At 66.0% G+C, this 16,510-nt stretch carries 13 protein-coding genes and 2 tRNA genes; 10 read left to right on the top strand and 5 right to left on the bottom strand.

The features are described from left to right. Positions 1-10: 10 nt before the first annotated feature. The 4 genes from M1P90_RS05335 (at position 11) to M1P90_RS05320 (ending at position 3,563) form a co-directional block, all read left to right on the top strand. Entirely contained in the window at positions 11-562 is a 552-nt protein-coding gene (locus M1P90_RS05335) for a GNAT family N-acetyltransferase (RefSeq protein ID WP_483701617.1), read from the top strand. Then, a complete protein-coding gene (locus M1P90_RS05330) occupies positions 549-1,085 on the top strand; it encodes a GNAT family N-acetyltransferase (RefSeq protein WP_483701616.1) in 537 nt (178 codons plus the stop codon). The genes M1P90_RS05335 and M1P90_RS05330 overlap by 14 nt, the downstream gene beginning before the upstream one ends. Next, positions 1,082-2,068 (top strand): RIO1 family regulatory kinase/ATPase domain-containing protein, encoded by a 987-nt coding sequence (locus M1P90_RS05325; protein ID WP_483701615.1) that lies wholly within the window; start codon positions 1,082-1,084, stop codon positions 2,066-2,068. The genes M1P90_RS05330 and M1P90_RS05325 overlap by 4 nt, the downstream gene beginning before the upstream one ends. Before the next feature lie 130 nt (positions 2,069-2,198). Beyond that, a complete protein-coding gene (locus M1P90_RS05320) occupies positions 2,199-3,563 on the top strand; it encodes a GNAT family N-acetyltransferase (protein WP_483701614.1) in 1,365 nt (454 codons plus the stop codon). Between the two features lie 532 nt (positions 3,564-4,095). Here the strand turns inward: M1P90_RS05320 and M1P90_RS05315 are convergent. After that, positions 4,096-5,235 carry a nucleotidyl transferase family protein gene (locus M1P90_RS05315; RefSeq protein WP_483701613.1) on the bottom strand — a complete coding sequence of 380 codons (1,140 nt, stop codon included), beginning with the start codon at positions 5,233-5,235 and terminating at the stop codon, positions 4,096-4,098. Between the two features lie 167 nt (positions 5,236-5,402). Here M1P90_RS05315 and M1P90_RS05310 point away from each other — a divergent pair, with 167 nt between their 5' ends. Continuing rightward, entirely contained in the window at positions 5,403-7,679 is a 2,277-nt protein-coding gene (locus M1P90_RS05310) for a SpoIIE family protein phosphatase (RefSeq protein ID WP_483701612.1), read from the top strand. Positions 7,680-7,779: 100 nt separating this feature from the next. On the opposite strand, the gene M1P90_RS05305 is transcribed toward M1P90_RS05310, so the two are convergent. The 4 genes from M1P90_RS05305 to M1P90_RS05290 all read right to left on the bottom strand — a co-directional run bounded on the left by M1P90_RS05305 (position 7,780) and on the right by M1P90_RS05290 (position 11,748). Further along, positions 7,780-7,856, bottom strand: a tRNA-Asp gene (locus tag M1P90_RS05305). Between the two features lie 6 nt (positions 7,857-7,862). Beyond that, positions 7,863-7,939, bottom strand: a tRNA-Glu gene (locus tag M1P90_RS05300). Positions 7,940-8,040: 101 nt separating this feature from the next. Next, positions 8,041-8,529, bottom strand: coding sequence for a hypothetical protein (locus tag M1P90_RS05295; RefSeq protein ID WP_483701611.1), 489 nt, complete (start codon positions 8,527-8,529; stop codon positions 8,041-8,043). Between the two features lie 204 nt (positions 8,530-8,733). Next, positions 8,734-11,748, bottom strand: a complete 3,015-nt coding sequence (locus tag M1P90_RS05290) for an AfsR/SARP family transcriptional regulator (RefSeq protein WP_483701610.1) — start codon at positions 11,746-11,748, stop codon at positions 8,734-8,736. Between the two features lie 83 nt (positions 11,749-11,831). Between M1P90_RS05290 and M1P90_RS05285 the strand changes: the two genes are divergently transcribed. The 5 genes from M1P90_RS05285 (at position 11,832) to M1P90_RS05265 (ending at position 16,240) form a co-directional block, all read left to right on the top strand. Beyond that, on the top strand, positions 11,832-12,650 hold the full coding sequence (locus tag M1P90_RS05285) for a hypothetical protein (protein ID WP_483701609.1): 819 nt from the start codon (positions 11,832-11,834) through the stop codon (positions 12,648-12,650). A gap of 123 nt (positions 12,651-12,773) precedes the next feature. Further along, positions 12,774-13,346, top strand: coding sequence for a hypothetical protein (locus M1P90_RS05280; protein WP_483701608.1), 573 nt, complete (start codon positions 12,774-12,776; stop codon positions 13,344-13,346). A 189-nt stretch (positions 13,347-13,535) separates the two neighbouring features. Next, on the top strand, positions 13,536-13,727 hold the full coding sequence (locus tag M1P90_RS05275) for a hypothetical protein (RefSeq protein WP_483701607.1): 192 nt from the start codon (positions 13,536-13,538) through the stop codon (positions 13,725-13,727). 20 nt (positions 13,728-13,747) lie between these two features. Next, a complete protein-coding gene (locus M1P90_RS05270; protein WP_483701606.1) occupies positions 13,748-14,932 on the top strand; it encodes an N-acetylmuramoyl-L-alanine amidase in 1,185 nt (394 codons plus the stop codon). Positions 14,933-14,941: 9 nt separating this feature from the next. Then, positions 14,942-16,240, top strand: a complete 1,299-nt coding sequence (locus M1P90_RS05265) for a hypothetical protein (RefSeq protein ID WP_483701605.1) — start codon at positions 14,942-14,944, stop codon at positions 16,238-16,240. Positions 16,241-16,510 lie beyond the last annotated feature (270 nt).

The raw sequence follows: 16,510 nt of genomic DNA, 5'->3' as shown, positions 1-16,510 counted from the left end.
GAGCACACTCATGCTTAAAGGCAAACGTGTCACACTCCGCGCAATCGAGCGCGACGACTTAAAAACCCTGCACGAGCTGACCATGCGCATCGAGTCGAGCATTCTGTCCGACGGCGCGTGGGAGCCCGATTCGCTGGCCGCGATGGAAAAGCGCTTTGACAAGCAGCTTGAGCGCGAGAATAAATCCTGGTTCGGCATTGTTGTCGATGACCGGCTGGTAGGCGATATCAACCTGCACAGCACCGACATGCGCTCGCGCGTTTCGTCCTTTGGCGTGGCGATCTACGCCGAAGAAGCGCAGGGCCAGGGCTATGGCCGCGAGGCAATCGGCCTGTTTCTCGACTGGGCCTTTTTCGTTCAGAACTTCGAGCGCATCTGGCTGATTACCTGGGGCAGCAACGAGCGCGCGATTCGCTGCTACGAGGCGCTGGGCTTTGTGCACGAAGGCCGCCAGCGCCGCCAGGTCTGGGTCAATGGCGAGTACCAGGATGTCATTCTTATGGGCCTGCTGCGCGATGAGTGGCGGGCCAGTCATAAAGGAGCGAGCCATGCTTCGCGGTGATCGAGTTCTCTTACGCGCAGTGGAGCGCGACGACCTGAAAACACTGAACAAGCTGGCCCAGGAGAATATCGACCTGGTGCTGATGAGTGATGGCGACTGGGAGCCCGAGCCGCTGGCCGCCAGAGAAAAGTGGTTCGACAAAGGCCTGGAAGGCCACGAAGAGCGATCGTGGTTTGTGATCGAAGTCGATGGCGTGATAATCGGCAGCTGCGGGCTGCACCACAGCCACCGGCGCGACAGCTCGACGCAGTTTGGCATTGCCATCCACCACCCGGAGTACGTCGGCAAGGGCTATGGCCCCGACGCGATTCGCGTGCTGCTGCGCTGGGGCTTCACCATCCAGAACTGGCGGCGCATCTGGCTGACCACGCTGGGCAACAACGAGCGCGCCCGCCGCGCCTACCGAAAGCTCGGTTTTGTGGAAGAAGGCCGTCTGCGCCAGGAAGCCTTCTTTGGCGGCGAGTATGTCGACCTCATCCAGATGGGTATGCTGCGCGACGAGTGGAAGGCACGCCAGCGATGACCAGCGACGACCTCGATTCCGACCCGTACGAGCGCTACGCCGAGCAGTTCGAGCCACGCGAGCGGAGCGCCAAGCGCACGCGCAAGCCCGCCCCGCCGCGCGCCGAAGTGGTTTCTCAGCTGGCCGAAACCAGCGGCATGGAAGCGGGCTTCCACACCACCTACCAACCCGCTCGCTACGAAGAGGTCTGGCTGCGCGACTCGCTGCGGCCCTTCTACGACGAGCACCTGATCACCGATGTGCTCGCGCAGGTGAAGGGCGGCAAGGAGGCGAGCGTCTACTGCTGCGCCGCCGAGCCAAGCACCGGCACCGAGCGGCTGGCTGCGAAAGTCTACCGGCCGCGCATGTTCCGCAACCTGCGCAACGACGCCATGTACCGCGAGGGCCGTTCCATTCTGACCTCGGATGGGCGCGCTGCGAAGAAAACCGACCACCGCCTGATGCGCGCAATCGGCAAGAAAACCGCTTTTGGCGCGCAGGTGTCGCACACGTCGTGGGTGATGCACGAGTTCACAACCATGCAGCGCTTGCACGGCGCGGGCGCGGCTGTGCCCAAGCCCTACGCCGCCGCCGAAAACGGCATTCTGATGGAGTATATCGGCGATGCGCAGCGCGCCGCGCCCGCGCTCAATGAGATCAACCTGCCGCGCCGCGCCGCCGGCCTGCTGTTCGAGGAAGTGCTGCGCAATATCGAGCTGCTGCTTCAGCACAACCTCGCGCACGGCGACCTTTCGGCCTACAACATTCTGTTCTGGGAAGGGCGCGTGGTGCTGATCGACTTCCCGCAGGTGGCCGCGCTGGCCGCCAACCGCCAGGCACGCGCCATCCTCGAACGCGATATCAGCCGCGTGTGCGATTACTTCGCGCGCCAGGGTGTGCGTGCCAACGCCATGCAGCTGGCTAACGACATGTGGGCGCGCTATGGCCCCGCCGCCGACGAGGACGCCGCTGCGATGATGGGCGACCTCGGCGCGGAAGAATAACCGTAACCACGAAGGCACGAAGGCGCGAAGATACGAAGAAGAGAAAAAGACGAATGACGAAGGGCGAAGGACCAAGATGCCATTCGTCTTTTGTCTTTCGTCCTTCGTCGAAACAGTAAAGGAGCACATCATGCCACAACTTCCGCTCCACGACCCAAACTACCGCCGCGACATGGGCGACGGCCTGCTGCTGCGCTGGGCTGTTCCCGCCGACGTTGAGGGCATTGCGGCGCTGTATAGCGAGGTCTTCCGCGACAAGGACGACCCGCCGAACGCGGGGATTGCCGCGTGGACGCACGACCTGATGAGCGGGCGGCACCCGCACATCGTCGCGAACGACTTTGCGCTGGTGGAAGACACGCGCAGCGGCACGATTTTGGCCGCGACCTGCCTGCTGCGCCAAAGCTGGGAATACGGTGGAATCACCTTCCCGGTCGGTCGGCCCGAGATTGTCGCGAGCATGCCGGGCCACCGCGAGCGCGGGCTGGTGCGCGCGGTGTTCGATCTCATCCACGCGCGCAGCGACGCCGAGGGCCACATGGCGCAGGGCATCACCGGCATTCCCTTCTACTACCGGCAATTCGGCTACGAGTACGCGCTCGACCTGGGCGGCTGGCGCGTTGTGTTCAATAGCGCCATCCCGCCGCTGGCCGAAGGCGCGACCGAGCCTTTCGTGCTGCGCCCGGCCACCGCCGCCGAGATCCCGCAGGTGCTGGCGCTCTACGATCAGGATCGCGCCTCGCGCATGGTTTCAACGCCAATGAGCGCGGAGTACCTGCGCTGGGTGATGGAAGGGCTGAGCTTTGCCTCGGGCGAGGGCTGGGACACGCAGCTGATCGTGCGGGCGAACGAGCCAGCCGCGCCACTGGGCTACCTGTTCTCGCGCCGGCACCGCTGGAGCAACGACATGGCGATCGTGGCACTGCACGTCGTGCCGGGCGTGCCGCTGCCGGGCGTGCTGCCGAGCGTGCTGCGCGCGCTGGCCGCGCAAGGTGCGCAGCTCCACACGCCCGGAACCAAAACGCCGCCCTTCGACCGGCTGCTGTTCGGGCTGGGGCGCAAGCACCCGGTGTACGACGCGCTGGGCGATCTGGCCCCGCTGCACGGCGATCCGTATGCGTGGTACGTGCGCGTGCGCGATCTGCCAGCGCTGATCATGCACCTCGCGCCGGTGCTGGAGGCGCGGCTGGCTTCCTCGCCAGTGGCCGGGCTGAGCGATGAGCTGCGGCTGAACTTCTATCGGGGCGGGCTGCGTATGGTGTTCGAGAATGGGAAGCTGCTAACCGCCGAGCCGTGGAATGTGCGGGCGATTCACTACGGCCCCAAGGCCACCGCTGGCTTCCCGCCGCTGGTGTTCCTGCAACTGCTGTTCGGCCATCGCAGCCTGGACGAGCTGCGCTACGCCTTCCCGGATGTGCGCGCCGAGGGCAACACCAAACTTGCGCTTGAGGCGATGTTCCCACCGCTGAATGCGTGGGTGCTGAATCTGGACTAGCGAGCGGGGAGGGGCGGCAGTAGGCAGTAGGCAGTCGGCAGTCGGCAGTCGGCAGTCGGCAGTCGGCAGTCGGCAGTCGGCAGTCGGCAGGTTGCAGGTTGCAGGTTGCAGGTTGCAGGTTGCAGGTTGCACGTGGCAATCAACTTGCAACCTGCAACATTCAAACTCGCAACGTCCGAATATTCAAACCCGCAACTCCAAAACCTCCGTGCCTCTGCGTCTCTATGGTGCCTCTTCCAATCGTCTCCTGGCAGCCAACGTGCAACGTTCGAGCCTGCGAACATTCAGCCCTTTGCGCTCTTTGCGGTTAAATTCCCCGCCGTCGGCTGGCAGTCAACCTGCAACATTCAAACTCGCAACGTCCGAATGTTCAAACCCGCAACTCCAAAACCTCCGTGCCTCTGCGTCTCTGTGGTGCATCTTCCAATCGTCGGCTGGCAGGCAACCTGCAACGTTCGAACCTGCAACTCGCAAACAGCTCTGCGCCCTTTGCGGTTAAATTCCCCGTAGGTCGTCAGTTGTCGCTTGTCGTTCAGCCCGCCATCTGCGCGCGAATCGCAGTGGACGAGAGATCGACGCGGAAAGCCGACTCGGGCAGATCGATGAACAGGTCGCGGGCGCTGGCCGGCACCGCAATGTCGCGCAGCGTGCGGAACACACCCTCGTCGAGGCGGCCCGCCACCAGAAAGCGGCAGCCCTGCGCGCGAATATGCGCCAGCGCGGCGTCGCGGCCGGCCTCGCCGCCGTAGTAGCGCGGCTCCACCAGACGCTCGGCGGTATCGTAACCCACCACAAACACACAGCCGGGGTAGAGATCGGCCTTGCCCACGAACAGCGGCTCGCGCGAAAGCACCACCGGGTAGCGCCAGCGAAACTGCTCAAGCCGCCGCTCGATCTCGGCATAGCTCAGTGGCGGCTTGTCGGCGTTCGCAACCGGCAGCTCAAAGCTCACGGGCATGCCAAGCACGGCGCTGGCCGCCTGCGCCAGGCGCTCATGGCCGGCATGGAGCGGATTGAACGAGCCGGACAGCAGCGCGCCCTGCACGGGCACATCGGCGGCGAGCGTGCCATCGGGCGCGGCACTCACGGTGCGCGCCTGGCCGTCGAGCAGCTGTGCGAGCGGGTCGGGCATGGGCGTGCGCGCACCTTCCACATGCTCGCCCGCAGCGAGCGGGAGCGCAAGTGCCGCCACGCCGCTAGCCTCAGCAATCGCATTCAGCAGCAGCCGGCTCACCAATTCTTCTTCGCCCAGGCGGTCGCGCAGCCCTTTGGTCATCGTCAGCCCATACGTAGAAACGCCAGCCGCATCGCGCACCGCGATCCACACGCGATCCTCGCCCCGGCGCGCGCGGTCGGTCACCAGCGCCGCCGTACAGCCCACGCCCAGGCACGCACCCTCTGGCTCGGCCAGGCGGCGCGCGCGGCGGTAGGCAGCAACGGCCATGGCCGTTGCTGTTTCGGGCGCGACAGCCTGCTCGGGCGGCTGGCCCAGCAGGTCGGCCATTGAGCCGGGCGCGTAGCGGTCGGTCGCTTCGAGGATGGTGCGCGACGAACCAGGCACGGCGTGGAGCCAGAACAGCCCCATGCTGGCCGCGCCGGCAAACTCCAGCACCAGCTTGTGCGCCGAGGCGTGAATGGCGGTGATCTGTGTTTCGATTTCAGGTTCAAGCATGGGCGTATCGTACCATAAATAACAGGCGCATCTGCCAGGGCGAATCCGCGTTTCCTGCACACCCGCAAGCCCGCCGACTGAGGAATGACGTGTATCGAGCTTGCTGCCATACTTCAATTCGGCAGCGTGTATAATACACGCAAATAACCCCATTCAAAGAGAAATCCATGGCCGACCGCAACGCACCTGCTACGATCTGTCTTGTTCTTGGCGAGCATCTCAGCAACTATTATACTGGCCCGCTGGTACGCGGCGCGGTGACGGCTGGCGCGGAGGCGAACTGCCGAATCGTGCTCTACAGCGCCCTGAACACGCGCCTTTCGCATATCCGCCTCACCCCGAAAGACCTGCCGCTGCTCCCTGCGGGCGCCGATGCGTATGTGCTCCCCGCCTATGTCACCGACGAGGTGGTTGAGTATTGCGCGCAGCACGGCGCCAACATTCTGATTTATTCAGGCGAAAAGGCCGGGCAGCCGTCGATCGGGCCAGATAACCGCACCGGCGGCCGCGAGGCAACCGCGCACCTGATCGCCCACGGCTGCCGCCGGATCGTTCACCTTGCCGGGGTGGCCGAATCGAAGGAAGCACAGGAGCGGCTGCTGGGCTATCGCGATGCGCTGGCCGAAGCGGGTTTACCATATGACGAAACGCTGGTCGATCATGCCTCGTTTGGCATGCTGCAGGCCGAAGCCATCACCGAACGAATGCTGCGCGAAGGAATTGCGTTCGACGGCGTGTTCGCAGCCAACGACATGTCGGCCTTTGGCGCGATCCACGCGCTGAAGCGCGCCGGCCTGCGCGTTCCTGAAGATGTCGCCGTGATCGGCTTCGACGACTCGGTTCTTTCGCCTACCTTCGAGCCGCCGCTCACCACCATTCGCCAGTCGTCATTCCAGATTGGCTGGGAAAGTGTGCGCGCCCTGGTTCGCGCAGAAAACGGCACGCCGCTGCCCGCGCGCATCTCGCTCGCCACGCAGCTGATCCTGCGCGCTTCCTGCGGGTGCGGGCAGGGCAGCAATGGCGAGCGCAGCGCGGTGGAACAACTCGCCGAGCAGCTTTCTGCCGATGGCGCGCTGGCAACGCCCGAGCAAGCAGCCGCCTGGGTTGCGCCGCTGGTGGCCGCGCTCGCACACGAAGCCCCTGTTGCGGAAGTTGTCGATGCGCTGGTGGCCAGCGGCGAGCGGCAAGGCTGGCAGGTGCTGGCACTTCGAACCTACTTGGAGGCGTTGTGGGCGGGCCAGGGCAGCGAGCATGCCGGCCGCCTCTGGGAAGCGTTGAATCGTCTGGTGACGGTGGCCGAGGCCCACGCAGCGCGCCAGAATCTCGACCGCGCCGACCGCGTGAATGCGATCAACTATGTGATCGATCTGCTGCGCGAATACAGCCTGGATCAGTCGATCGACGCGGCGCTGCGCTACCTGATCACCAGTGGGCCGCTGGCGGCACTGAGTGTGCAGCGCAGCGCCGGCGACCTGATGAGCGGCTATCGCATCGATATGCAATCGCTGACAACGCCGTGGCAAGGCCCGCTGCTTGCCTTTCCGCCTGCGCACTGGCTGGCGCCCGGCGAGGCACTGCTGCTGATGCCGCTGGAAGCCGGCGCGCAGCAGCGCACGCTGGTTGGCATTGTCGAGCGCGAAGGGCAGGGGCATCTCGACCTCGACGATCTGCTGCTGCGTTCGATCAATACGTACCGCTCGATTGCAGTGCTGCACCAGACCCTGCGCGAGCTGGATGCCGCCCGCTCGGTGCAGCTCAGCCTGCTGCCACGCCATGCGCCTCAGTCGGAAGATTATGATATTGCCGGGGCAACGCGGCCCGCGCGCCAGGTTGGCGGCGATCTGTATGGCTACTATGTGCGTCCAAGCGGCGCGCTGGCGCTGGCGCTCGGCGATGTGGCAGGCAAAGGCATGCCCGCCGCGCTGCTCATGTCGGCGTGTGCGACTGCCCTGGCTGGCACCATCCCGGTGGGCCTTGCGCCCAGCCTGACGCTCAGCCAGATTCACCAGATGCTGCAGCCCTCGGTTGGGCGCGGGCAAAACGCCGCCGTTTGCCTGGTGTATCTCGATGGCCCGCGCGTGCGGATTGCCAACGCGGGGGCAGTTGCACCAATGGTGCGCGGCCAGGGCGGCGTGCGCATGATCGACATTGGCGGCTTGCCGCTGGGCACGCCACTGTCGGCGGCAGCGCCCTACCGCGAGGTTGAGGAGCGGCTCGCCCCCGGCGATATGCTGATCCTGAGCAGCGATGGCATCGTGGAAGCGATGAATGAGCACGGCGAGATGTATGGCTTCGAGCGCTTCGAGGCCGCAATTGCCGGCGGGCCAACTGACAGCGCGCAGGCGCTGCTGGCCCACCTGTTCGCCGATGTTGCTGCGTTCGTGGCCGAGGCCGAGATGCACGACGATATGGCGATTGTGGTGGCGCGCTATAGTGGCAGCTAGCGGCGCTCGTTTCCACGCCGAACACACAACATTGCGCGCGCCCTGCGCCAACGCAAAAGCGACGCGCAGTTCCTGCGCGTCGCTTCTGGTTCCACAAGTGTGGCGGGCTCGACGGGATTCGAACCCGCGATCTGAGCCTTGACAGGGCTCCATGTTAGGCCGCTACACCACGAGCCCACACTGTGGTGACCCCAGTGGGATTCGAACCCACGATCTACACCTTGAGAGGGTGTCGTCCTAGGCCGCTAGACGATGGGGCCTGATTTGTTAATCGCTGCTTCTTCCGTCGCAACGCGGGGGATTATAGCATAGTGTTGCTGTTCGTGCAAGTTGGCGCTGTGCTGCCAAAAATGCGCCCGCGCTACACGCCAGCGGCAGCGTATGCTGGCTCGCCGCGCTCTTGCATCCACGCTTCCGCCGCTTCGCGCGCGCCACCGCGCCCGCCGTAGCGCGCATCGCTGAAGTAGCGCCGCCGGTCGGCGTAGGCAAGCCAGCCCGCCAGCCGCTCGTAGTCGGCGCGGACGATGCGCCACGCGCGGGGCGGTCGCGACGGGCGCGGGCCGGCCAGCTTGCGCATGTGGTCGCGCCAGGCAATGGCGGCGCGCAGGGCGCTGGCGGTGCCGCCGTGCCGCGCATCGGCGAACTGGCGGTGCAGCTCGATGCTGCGCGTATACACGCGCGCGCGCCAGGCGTGCTCGCCCGCTATGTCGATGCGGGTGAGGCCGCGCCGGTCGGGTAATGCGGCCAGCAGCGCGGCGGGGTTAGTGTCGGGCAGGGCGTGGGCCGGGCGCGAACCGCCGATGGGCCAGCGCGCAGCTTCGCCGGCAGGAACTTTGCGGAAGACGGGCATAGGAACCTCGGCTTGCGTAAAACTGTGTGCAGCGCCCAGGCACCACGGCACCTGCGCGTGGCGCATAGTATAGCACTGCGTTTCTGCCCGCTTCAAGAGTCGCAGCGGCACCGGCTCCTTTTCAAAATACAAGCAATGCTGTCACCTGCCGACGCCCACGGTTGTGAGGAAAAGAAGCGTGCAGCCAGCCCACGCCACATCCTCTCATGCCCCGCCGGCCGCAGACAGGGCTTTGCCGCCGGCATTTTGCTCGCCGCGCCGCCATGCCTGGGCAAAAAGCTCGGGCGGCAGCTGCTGGCGAACTCGCGCCAGCGCGCGCTCGTAGTGCTGCGCGTCGATGCCAAGAAAGGGGATGCCAGTGGCCTGCCGCTGCGTGTATGCCTCAGCAAACAGTTGCGCCGCCCGCGCCAGCTCGCCGCCAAGCGCCGCCACGCAGGCCAGCCCCGCCGTGGCCGCCGCAACGCCGCTTGCGTCGCCAAGCTCGCGGTAGCCAGCCAGGCAGGCGGCAAAACACCCATGCGCGTCGGCGGCATCGCCCGCTTCGAGCGCCACGCAGCCCATGTTGTGCTGCAAGGCCGCCGCGCCGCGCCGGTCGCCGGTTGCGGTGTAGAGCGCGCGGCTCTCGCGGTAGCACGCGCCCGCCTCGGCATAGTCGCCCAGGCTGCGCGCCGCCTCGCCCAGCGCGTTGAGCGCGCGCGCCAGCAGCAGCGGCTGCGCGATCTGGCGCGCAAAACCCAGCCCGGCGCGAAACAAGAGCAAGGCGCGCTCGGCATCATCCTGATCGAGGTAGAGAAAGCCGAGGTTGAGGTGCGCGTGCGCCTGCGCAAAGGCGTCGCCAGCGGCGGCCGCCAGCTGCACGCTTTCGGCCAGCAGCGTGATTCCGCCCTGGTAATCGCCCAGCGCCGCCGCGCAAAAGCCCTGCAGGTCGCGCCCGCACGCTTCGATCAGTGTGTTGCCCGCGCCATGCTGCACGCACGCGACGGCGTACGCAAGCCCGTCGGCGTAGTGATGCTGGTCGTAGGCCAGCCAGCCCGCGCCAAGCTCGGCCCAGGCGCGCGCGTGTGGCGCGGCATTGTGCCCCAGAAATGTGAGCAGCCAGGCACGCCCTTCGATCAGGTGGCCGCGCAGCTGCCAGAAGGGCCACAGCGCGCCGGCCAGCCGCAATCCCAGCCCGGCCTGGTTGTGCTCGTGGCACCAGCGCAGCGCCACCCGCATGGCGTCGTGCTCGTGGGCCAGGCGGGCGGCGGCATGGAGCATGTGGCGGCCACGCAGCTCGGGCAGCGCCGCCTCGGCCACGCCCAGGCAGTGGCGGGCGTGGCGCTCGTGCAGCACGGCGCGCTCGCGCGCGCCCAGGCGGGCGGCGGCATACTCGCGGATGGTTTCGAGCAGGCGGTAGCGCGGCTCGCCGCCAGCAGAATTGGCCAGCTGCACCAGGCTCTGGCTCACCAGCGCGGCCAGGCTGTCGAGCAGGGCCAGCTTCGGCGGGGCATCGCGGCCCTCGGCAGCGCCACACACCGCCACCACCGCTGGCAAGGTAAAGTCGCCCGCAAACACGCTGAGCGCGCACAGCAGCGCTTGATCGGGCGGCGCCAGCAGGTCGTAGCTCCATTCGATGGCCGAGCGCAGGGTTTGCTGGTGCGGCAGAAGGTCGTGCGCGCCGCCGGTGAGCAGCGGCAGGCGCGGGTCGAGATGCTGAAGCAGCTCGGCGGGCGCAAGCAGGTAGCAGCGCGCGGCGGCTAGTTCTATTGCCAGCGGCAGGCCATCGAGTCGCGCGCAGATTGCGGCCACGGCGCGCGCATTTTCGGCGGTTAGCGCAAAATGCGGGTCGGCCTCCTGCGCGCGCTGCAGAAACAGCGCCACCGCAGGCGCGTGCATGAGCTCGCCGGGCGGCAGGTGCGCGGCAGGTACCGGCAGCGGCGGCACCCGCACCAGATGCTCGGCGCGGATGTGGAGCGGTACGCGGCTGGTTGCCAGGATTTTCAGCGCCGGGCAGGCTGCCAGCAGGGCGGCCAGTGCCGGCGCGGCGCGCATCACCTGCTCGCAGTTGTCGAGCACCAGCAGCATCGCTTTGGCGCGCATGTCGCTGGCCAGCAGCTGCGCCAGCGACTGATCGCCGGACTCTTTCACGCCCAGCGGCTGCGCAATTGCCGCCAGCACCAGCGCCGGGTCGCGCACTGCCGCAAGCTCCACAAAACACACGCCGTCGGCAAACTGTTCGCGCAGCGCGGCGGCCAGCGCCAGCGCCAGGCGCGTTTTGCCCACGCCCGGCGGGCCGATCAGCGTGAGCAGGCGCACGCCGTCCCGGCGCAGCTGGGCGGCGGCTGCGGCGCAGGTATCGTCGCGGCCCAGCAGTGCGTTAGGTGGCGACGGCAGCTCGGGCAGGATCAGCGTCGGCTTGTGCTCGGCAGGAGCGCGCGGCACGCCCACAGCCTGCTCCAGCGCGCCCGCGCGAATCTGCTCGGCCAGCGCGCGGGTTTCGGCAGCGGGCGCGATGCCAAGCTCGGCGGCAAGTATCTTCTGGCAGCGCTCGAACTGGGCCAGGGCGGCGGCGCGCTGACCGGATCGCGCCAGCACGCGCATCAGGCAGCGGTGCGCGGCCTCGTCCCACGCTTCCAGGCCCAGCGCCTGCCACGCCGCCGCCCGCGCGCGCTCGTCGTCGCCACACGCCTCGTGGTGCGCCATCATTTGCGCCAGCGCGTCGAGCATCTGGCCATGCAGGCGCTCGCGCGTCAGGATGGCCCATTCTTCCCACGCCACACTATCGGGCAGGCTGAGCTGGTGCAGAAATGCTCCACGATACAGCGCGGCTGCCCGCGCCAGCGCATCCGCGCATGCCTCGCACAGCGCGCCGCCGGGGTGGGCGTGCCGGCGCGCTTCGGCAAGCAGGGCGGCGCAGCGCGCTACATCCAGCGTGTGGTCGCTGGCCGGGTTGAACTGCACCTGCTCGCGGCTGACCAGCAGAAAGGGCGGGCTGGCATCGGCGTCGCCAATCGCCTGCCGCAGCGCTGCCAGCGCGGTGCGCAGATTTTTGCGGCCAATCGCTTCCGGCTCGCCCGGCCACAGCAGCGCCGCCAGCGCCCGCCGCTCGTGCGCGCGCGCCGACTCAACCGCCAGGTAGGCCAGCAGTGCGCGAACTTTGGCATAGCCAAAACCGTGCAGCTCCTGCTCATCCAGCGCAGCGCGAAACGAGCCAAGCAAAGCCAGATGCAGCGCAGCCATCGCTTCCCCCAGGATCGTGTGGTATGAATAAAATCGCCGTATTACAGAAGTTAACGAACCAAGCGATCGATTTAGCGGGAAACGTGGGCGTTGTTTTGGCGTTCGCGTGGGCGCTTCTGTGGGCGCTCGGCTGCTATGCTGGCCTCACACCATGCACCGGCGCAACGCGGCACGCTGCCGCCAAGCAGAAAGGCATGCGCGTGGGCAACCCGCGCGGCGCGCAAAGCAGGCATCGCTCGTTTATTCTGCGCATCTGGCAGGCCGGCAACGGCCGCGCCCCCGAGTGGCGCTGCTCGCTGGAAAACGCGCAGACGCGCGAGCGGCGCGGCTTCGCCAGCGTGGGCGCGCTGCTCGCCTTTCTCGAAACGCAGCTGCCGCGCGCCGGCCTAGCCGAGGAAAGGGAGGAACCCATGACACTGGTCGATCTGTCGCAGGGGGAGTGGCGCTTTCACACGGCGCTTGGGCTGATGAGCAAAGACGAGCTGTTCCTGCACCCAGCCCAGCCGAACGGCCCGAACTCCGACGTCGTGCTGGCGCTGCACGCGCACGCGGAAAACCACGAATTGGCAGAAGGGCTCGCGCTCGCGGCGCCGTGGTTCGAGGCCGCGATTAGCAGAAAGGAAGATGCTTGGGATACGCCCGCCAGCAAAGGCGAGATTCGCATAAAGGTCTTTCCGGCGTCGGCGTCGGCCCACCCGAGCCAGCAGGTTATTCAAATCTATCAGACAAACTATGAATGGAGTGAAAACCTGCACACCGGCGACCTGACGATCTACACTGGCCGGCTCTACCAGCCCGAAGGCCAGCCCGACGCGCCGCCCGTGTTCTTTGGCTATGGCGCAGACAACGCTGGCCGCCAGTGGCTGACCTTCAGCCTGGCCCCGTCGGATGTGCGGGCGTAATCCGTATTCCGAAGTGCTGAGGTTCACGCGCACCCTTCGATATGCGCTTCGCGCTACTCAGGATGCGCTTGCTGCACCCATCACCAAATCTTCCCGCTGAGTAATGTATAAAGGAGCAATCTCATGCCACAAGGAATTGATATTGGCACCATCCCGCAGCCAGTGCTGCAAATAAACCCATTTCAGAAGTACGCCGATTTCCTGCACACCAGCGCGATCCAGCTGGCGACCGAAATCTTGCACCCTACCGTGCAGTTCCGCATCATCTGGCAGCAGGACGACAGCCACTATGGCGTTGGCGCTGGCGCGCTGGCGCTCGCCATTCAGCTTCCTTCCGTCTCGGCCCTGGTTGGCGTGCGATCTCCGACCTCGCAGCCGCACCAGCCCGCGTCCTGGCTCCTGTGGAAGCATGCCGACCTGCCAAACAGTTTCGGGGGCGAATTCAAGCTCGCGCCCGACGGCACAATCGATTTCAGCCTCGGCATCACCAGCGCGCTCACCATTCATAGCCAAACACTGGGCGATCGCACGCAAAGCTATGTGTTCCATAAAGTTGGCACCCTGCCCGAAACCGCACCCAGCAACACCAACGCGACGATTACCACGCTGTTTACGGCCACCGAAACCGCAGGCCCGGCCTCGTCGGCAATGCTCAGCCTGACCGCCTATTACTGGAGCGAAGCTATTCTCAAATAGCGTCGCCCACATTCCGCGATGGCGGGCGCACCGCAGTGCCGTAGCAGCCGCCCCCCCTGCGCGCCTGCCGCGCCCGCCTTATTCATTGCAAAACAGTAGTCGGCTGCCAGAAATCAGTTTTTAGCATTTTGGTTTCCAAAGAAGCTTCGTTGTTTATTGGTTGTTTATTGATAGACGTTACGAGTTGGCGTGCTGAGCTTTCGGTTCGACAAGCTTATCGCAGGCGGCAGCCCTTCATCACGTTCGGGAACCGTGGGACTTATTTTTTCTTTGTGTGCGATTTTCCGCGCTGCGCGCGAAAAATCGCACACAAAAAAGAATCGTTTCTACCTGGCTGCCGCAGCCAAAACTGGCTTTGTAAAGCAATTACGTAACCCCTGATCGAATTGGAGGAACCCACAATGGCAGAATTAGCAATTGCTGAAGGCTGGTGCCCGTTTGCAATCCACAAGCCGGTGCCAGCGCACAAATACTGGCAGGGCAACAAGGGCCGCGACGCGGTGGTGATGCATGTGTCGCAAGGCACAATGAACAGCATGGTCAACTGGTTCCTTGGCGGCTCCGAGGCGACTGCGCACTTCGGGATCGGGCCGGATGGCGCGCTCGTTCAATTTGTGTCGGTGCACGACTCGGCCTTCGGCAATGGCGCGAGCTTCCGCAACGGGCGCTGGTTCGACCCCGGCGGCCACCAGGTGAAACCCGCATGGGCGGGCCTGCGCGCCGGCCAGAATCCGAACTGGTACACGATCTCGGTCGAGCACGCCGGCTTCTTCGACACGCCGTGGACCGACGCGATGGATGCGACCAACACGCGCCTGCTGATCTGGCTGGCCGGGCAGTTCGCCACCCTCGCGCCCTATGCGCCGGGCAAAACGCTGATCGGCCACTGCGACATCAGCCCAATCGACCGGCCCAACTGCCCCGGCCCGCATGTCGATTACGGGCGCATTGCCGCCGCAGCAAATGGCCAGCAGGCCCGCGCCGTGAATGCCGGCCCCGCGCCCGCCATGCACACGCTGGTTGCCAGCACAGTCGCCGCAGCTTCCGCCACACTTACACCCGAAAGCCGGATTCTTGCCGCGCCACGCGCCACTGCCGCGCAGGCCAGCACCTACATCCTCGCGCGCCCGCACGGCGAATACAGCAGGCAGGACATCAGCCGCGTGATTGTGCCGGCCTACTGGGCCGTATGCGAGCAGGTTGGTATCGACCCGGTGGTTGCCGTCGCACAGATGATTCACGAAACTGGCAACCTCGCCAGCAACTGGAGCCAGCGCCCGCGCCGCAACCCCGCCGGCATTGGCGTCACCGGCGCGGCCGGCGTGGGCATCAGCTTCCCAAGCTGGGCGAACGACGCCATCCCCGCGCACGTTGGCCGCCTGCTGGCCTACGCCCTGTCCGACGCGCAGGCCACTGCGGCACAGCGCGGCCTGATTGCCACTGCCCTGCACTGGCGCGCGCTGCCTGACCGCTTGCGCGGCGTGGCGGCCACGCTCAAAGGGCTGGAAGGCACATGGGCGGTGCCGGGCGTGGGCTATGGCAGCAAGCTCGCCACCATCGGGCAAGCAATGCAGAAAGCCGGATAGGAGGCGACCATGTTTGGATTGCTTGGCTCTGCCATCGAAGTCGTGCTGGGGCTATCGTTCGTGTATTTTCTGCTCAGCCTGATCTGCTCGCACGTCAACGAGCTGCTGTCGGGCCTGTTCAAGCTGCGCGCCCGCGACCTTGAGCGCGGCGTGAGCAACCTGCTGTGCGACCCCGACATTACCAAGGCAGTATTGAAGCATCCGCTGATCAAGGCGCTCGGCAGCGAAAATACCGAAACGCCGCTGGTGCGCTGGTGTGCGCCGTCAGCGCGATCTGGCTTGCCCAGCTACATGCCGGCGCGCACCTTCGCGCTGGCCCTGTTCGAGACCCTGGTGCCCGCCAGCAGCGGCCCGGTTACGGTCGAGCGTTTGCAGTGCCGCGCCCGCGCCCTGGCGAATGGCGTGCTCGACGAGGTGCGCGCCAGCGTGCAAAGCATGAATGGGCTTGCGCCCGCTGTGCGCCAGCAGATTCTGGCGGCCATGCCTGCCGGCACCACCACCGACGAAGCGCGCGCGGCCATACTGGCATTGAAAGAAAAGCTCCCGCAAGCTGGCACTGTGCTGGCCATGATCGATAACCAGCAATCGATTGGCAAGGCGCTGCTCAGCCTGATTGCGCAAAGCGCCAGCCCAAACACGCTGCTCGTCGGCGTGGAAGACCTGCGCCAGCTGGTGACGCGCCTGCCCGACACGCCCGAGAAGAATGATATTGCTGCCAGCGTGCTCGATCCTGGCGCAACGCTCGATTCCATTCGGCGCACGCTGCTGCTCGCGCCCGAAAGCACGGCGCGCGCGGCGGTGCTTGCCACCATCGACGCCGGACAGGCCACGCTGGAAGCCGTGCGCAGTAGCGTCGAAGGCTGGTACGACGGCGCGATGGATCGCGTGTCGGGCATATACAAGCGGCGCATTCAGCTATGGCTGCTCAGCATCGCAACCCTGGTAACGCTGGCGCTTGGCGCCGACACGCTCCAGATGATTAGCATCCTGGCGAACAACCCGCTCGCCCGGGCCGAGCTTGTGAATCAGGCGGCCGAGGCTGGCGCGCAGCCCACGCAGCCCAGCCTCGACACGCAGGCGACCGTGAGCAACCTGCATTTCATGTTTGGCTACCGCGATGCGCCACCGCTGGGCGGCGCGGCCTGGTGGCTGTGGGTGGGCACCAAGCTACCCGGCCTGCTGCTGACGATCGTGGCGGTGTCGCTGGGCGCGCCGTTCTGGTTCGACGTGCTTCAGAAGTTTACGAACATCCGCAACGCCGGCCAGCGCCCCAAGCCAGCCGAAGCCCCGGCCAGTGCGGGCGGCTAGTGTGCTTTCAGCGCAGGGGTGGGGGGTTAGGGAATAGGGTTTGGTTCTTGCGATGCGGAAGACAGGAAAGAATGTCCGCATCGCTTTCTTGAAAATGCACGAGCAAGCCAACGCCACGAAGCACAGGGCGAGCGCCGACTTTGCTTCGGTGCGCGCTCTGTGCTCCGTAGCTTGGCGCATCTGCATGCGCCAATGCCCCCTGCCAGCGCGCCCCGTCGAGCGTTTTGCGGTCGTGTGTTTGCATGCCTGCCGCACGCGTGCTACCCTATG

This window comes from Kouleothrix sp. 19917 (genome assembly GCF_057073505.1).
This window is presented reverse-complemented; position numbering and strand designations above follow the sequence as displayed.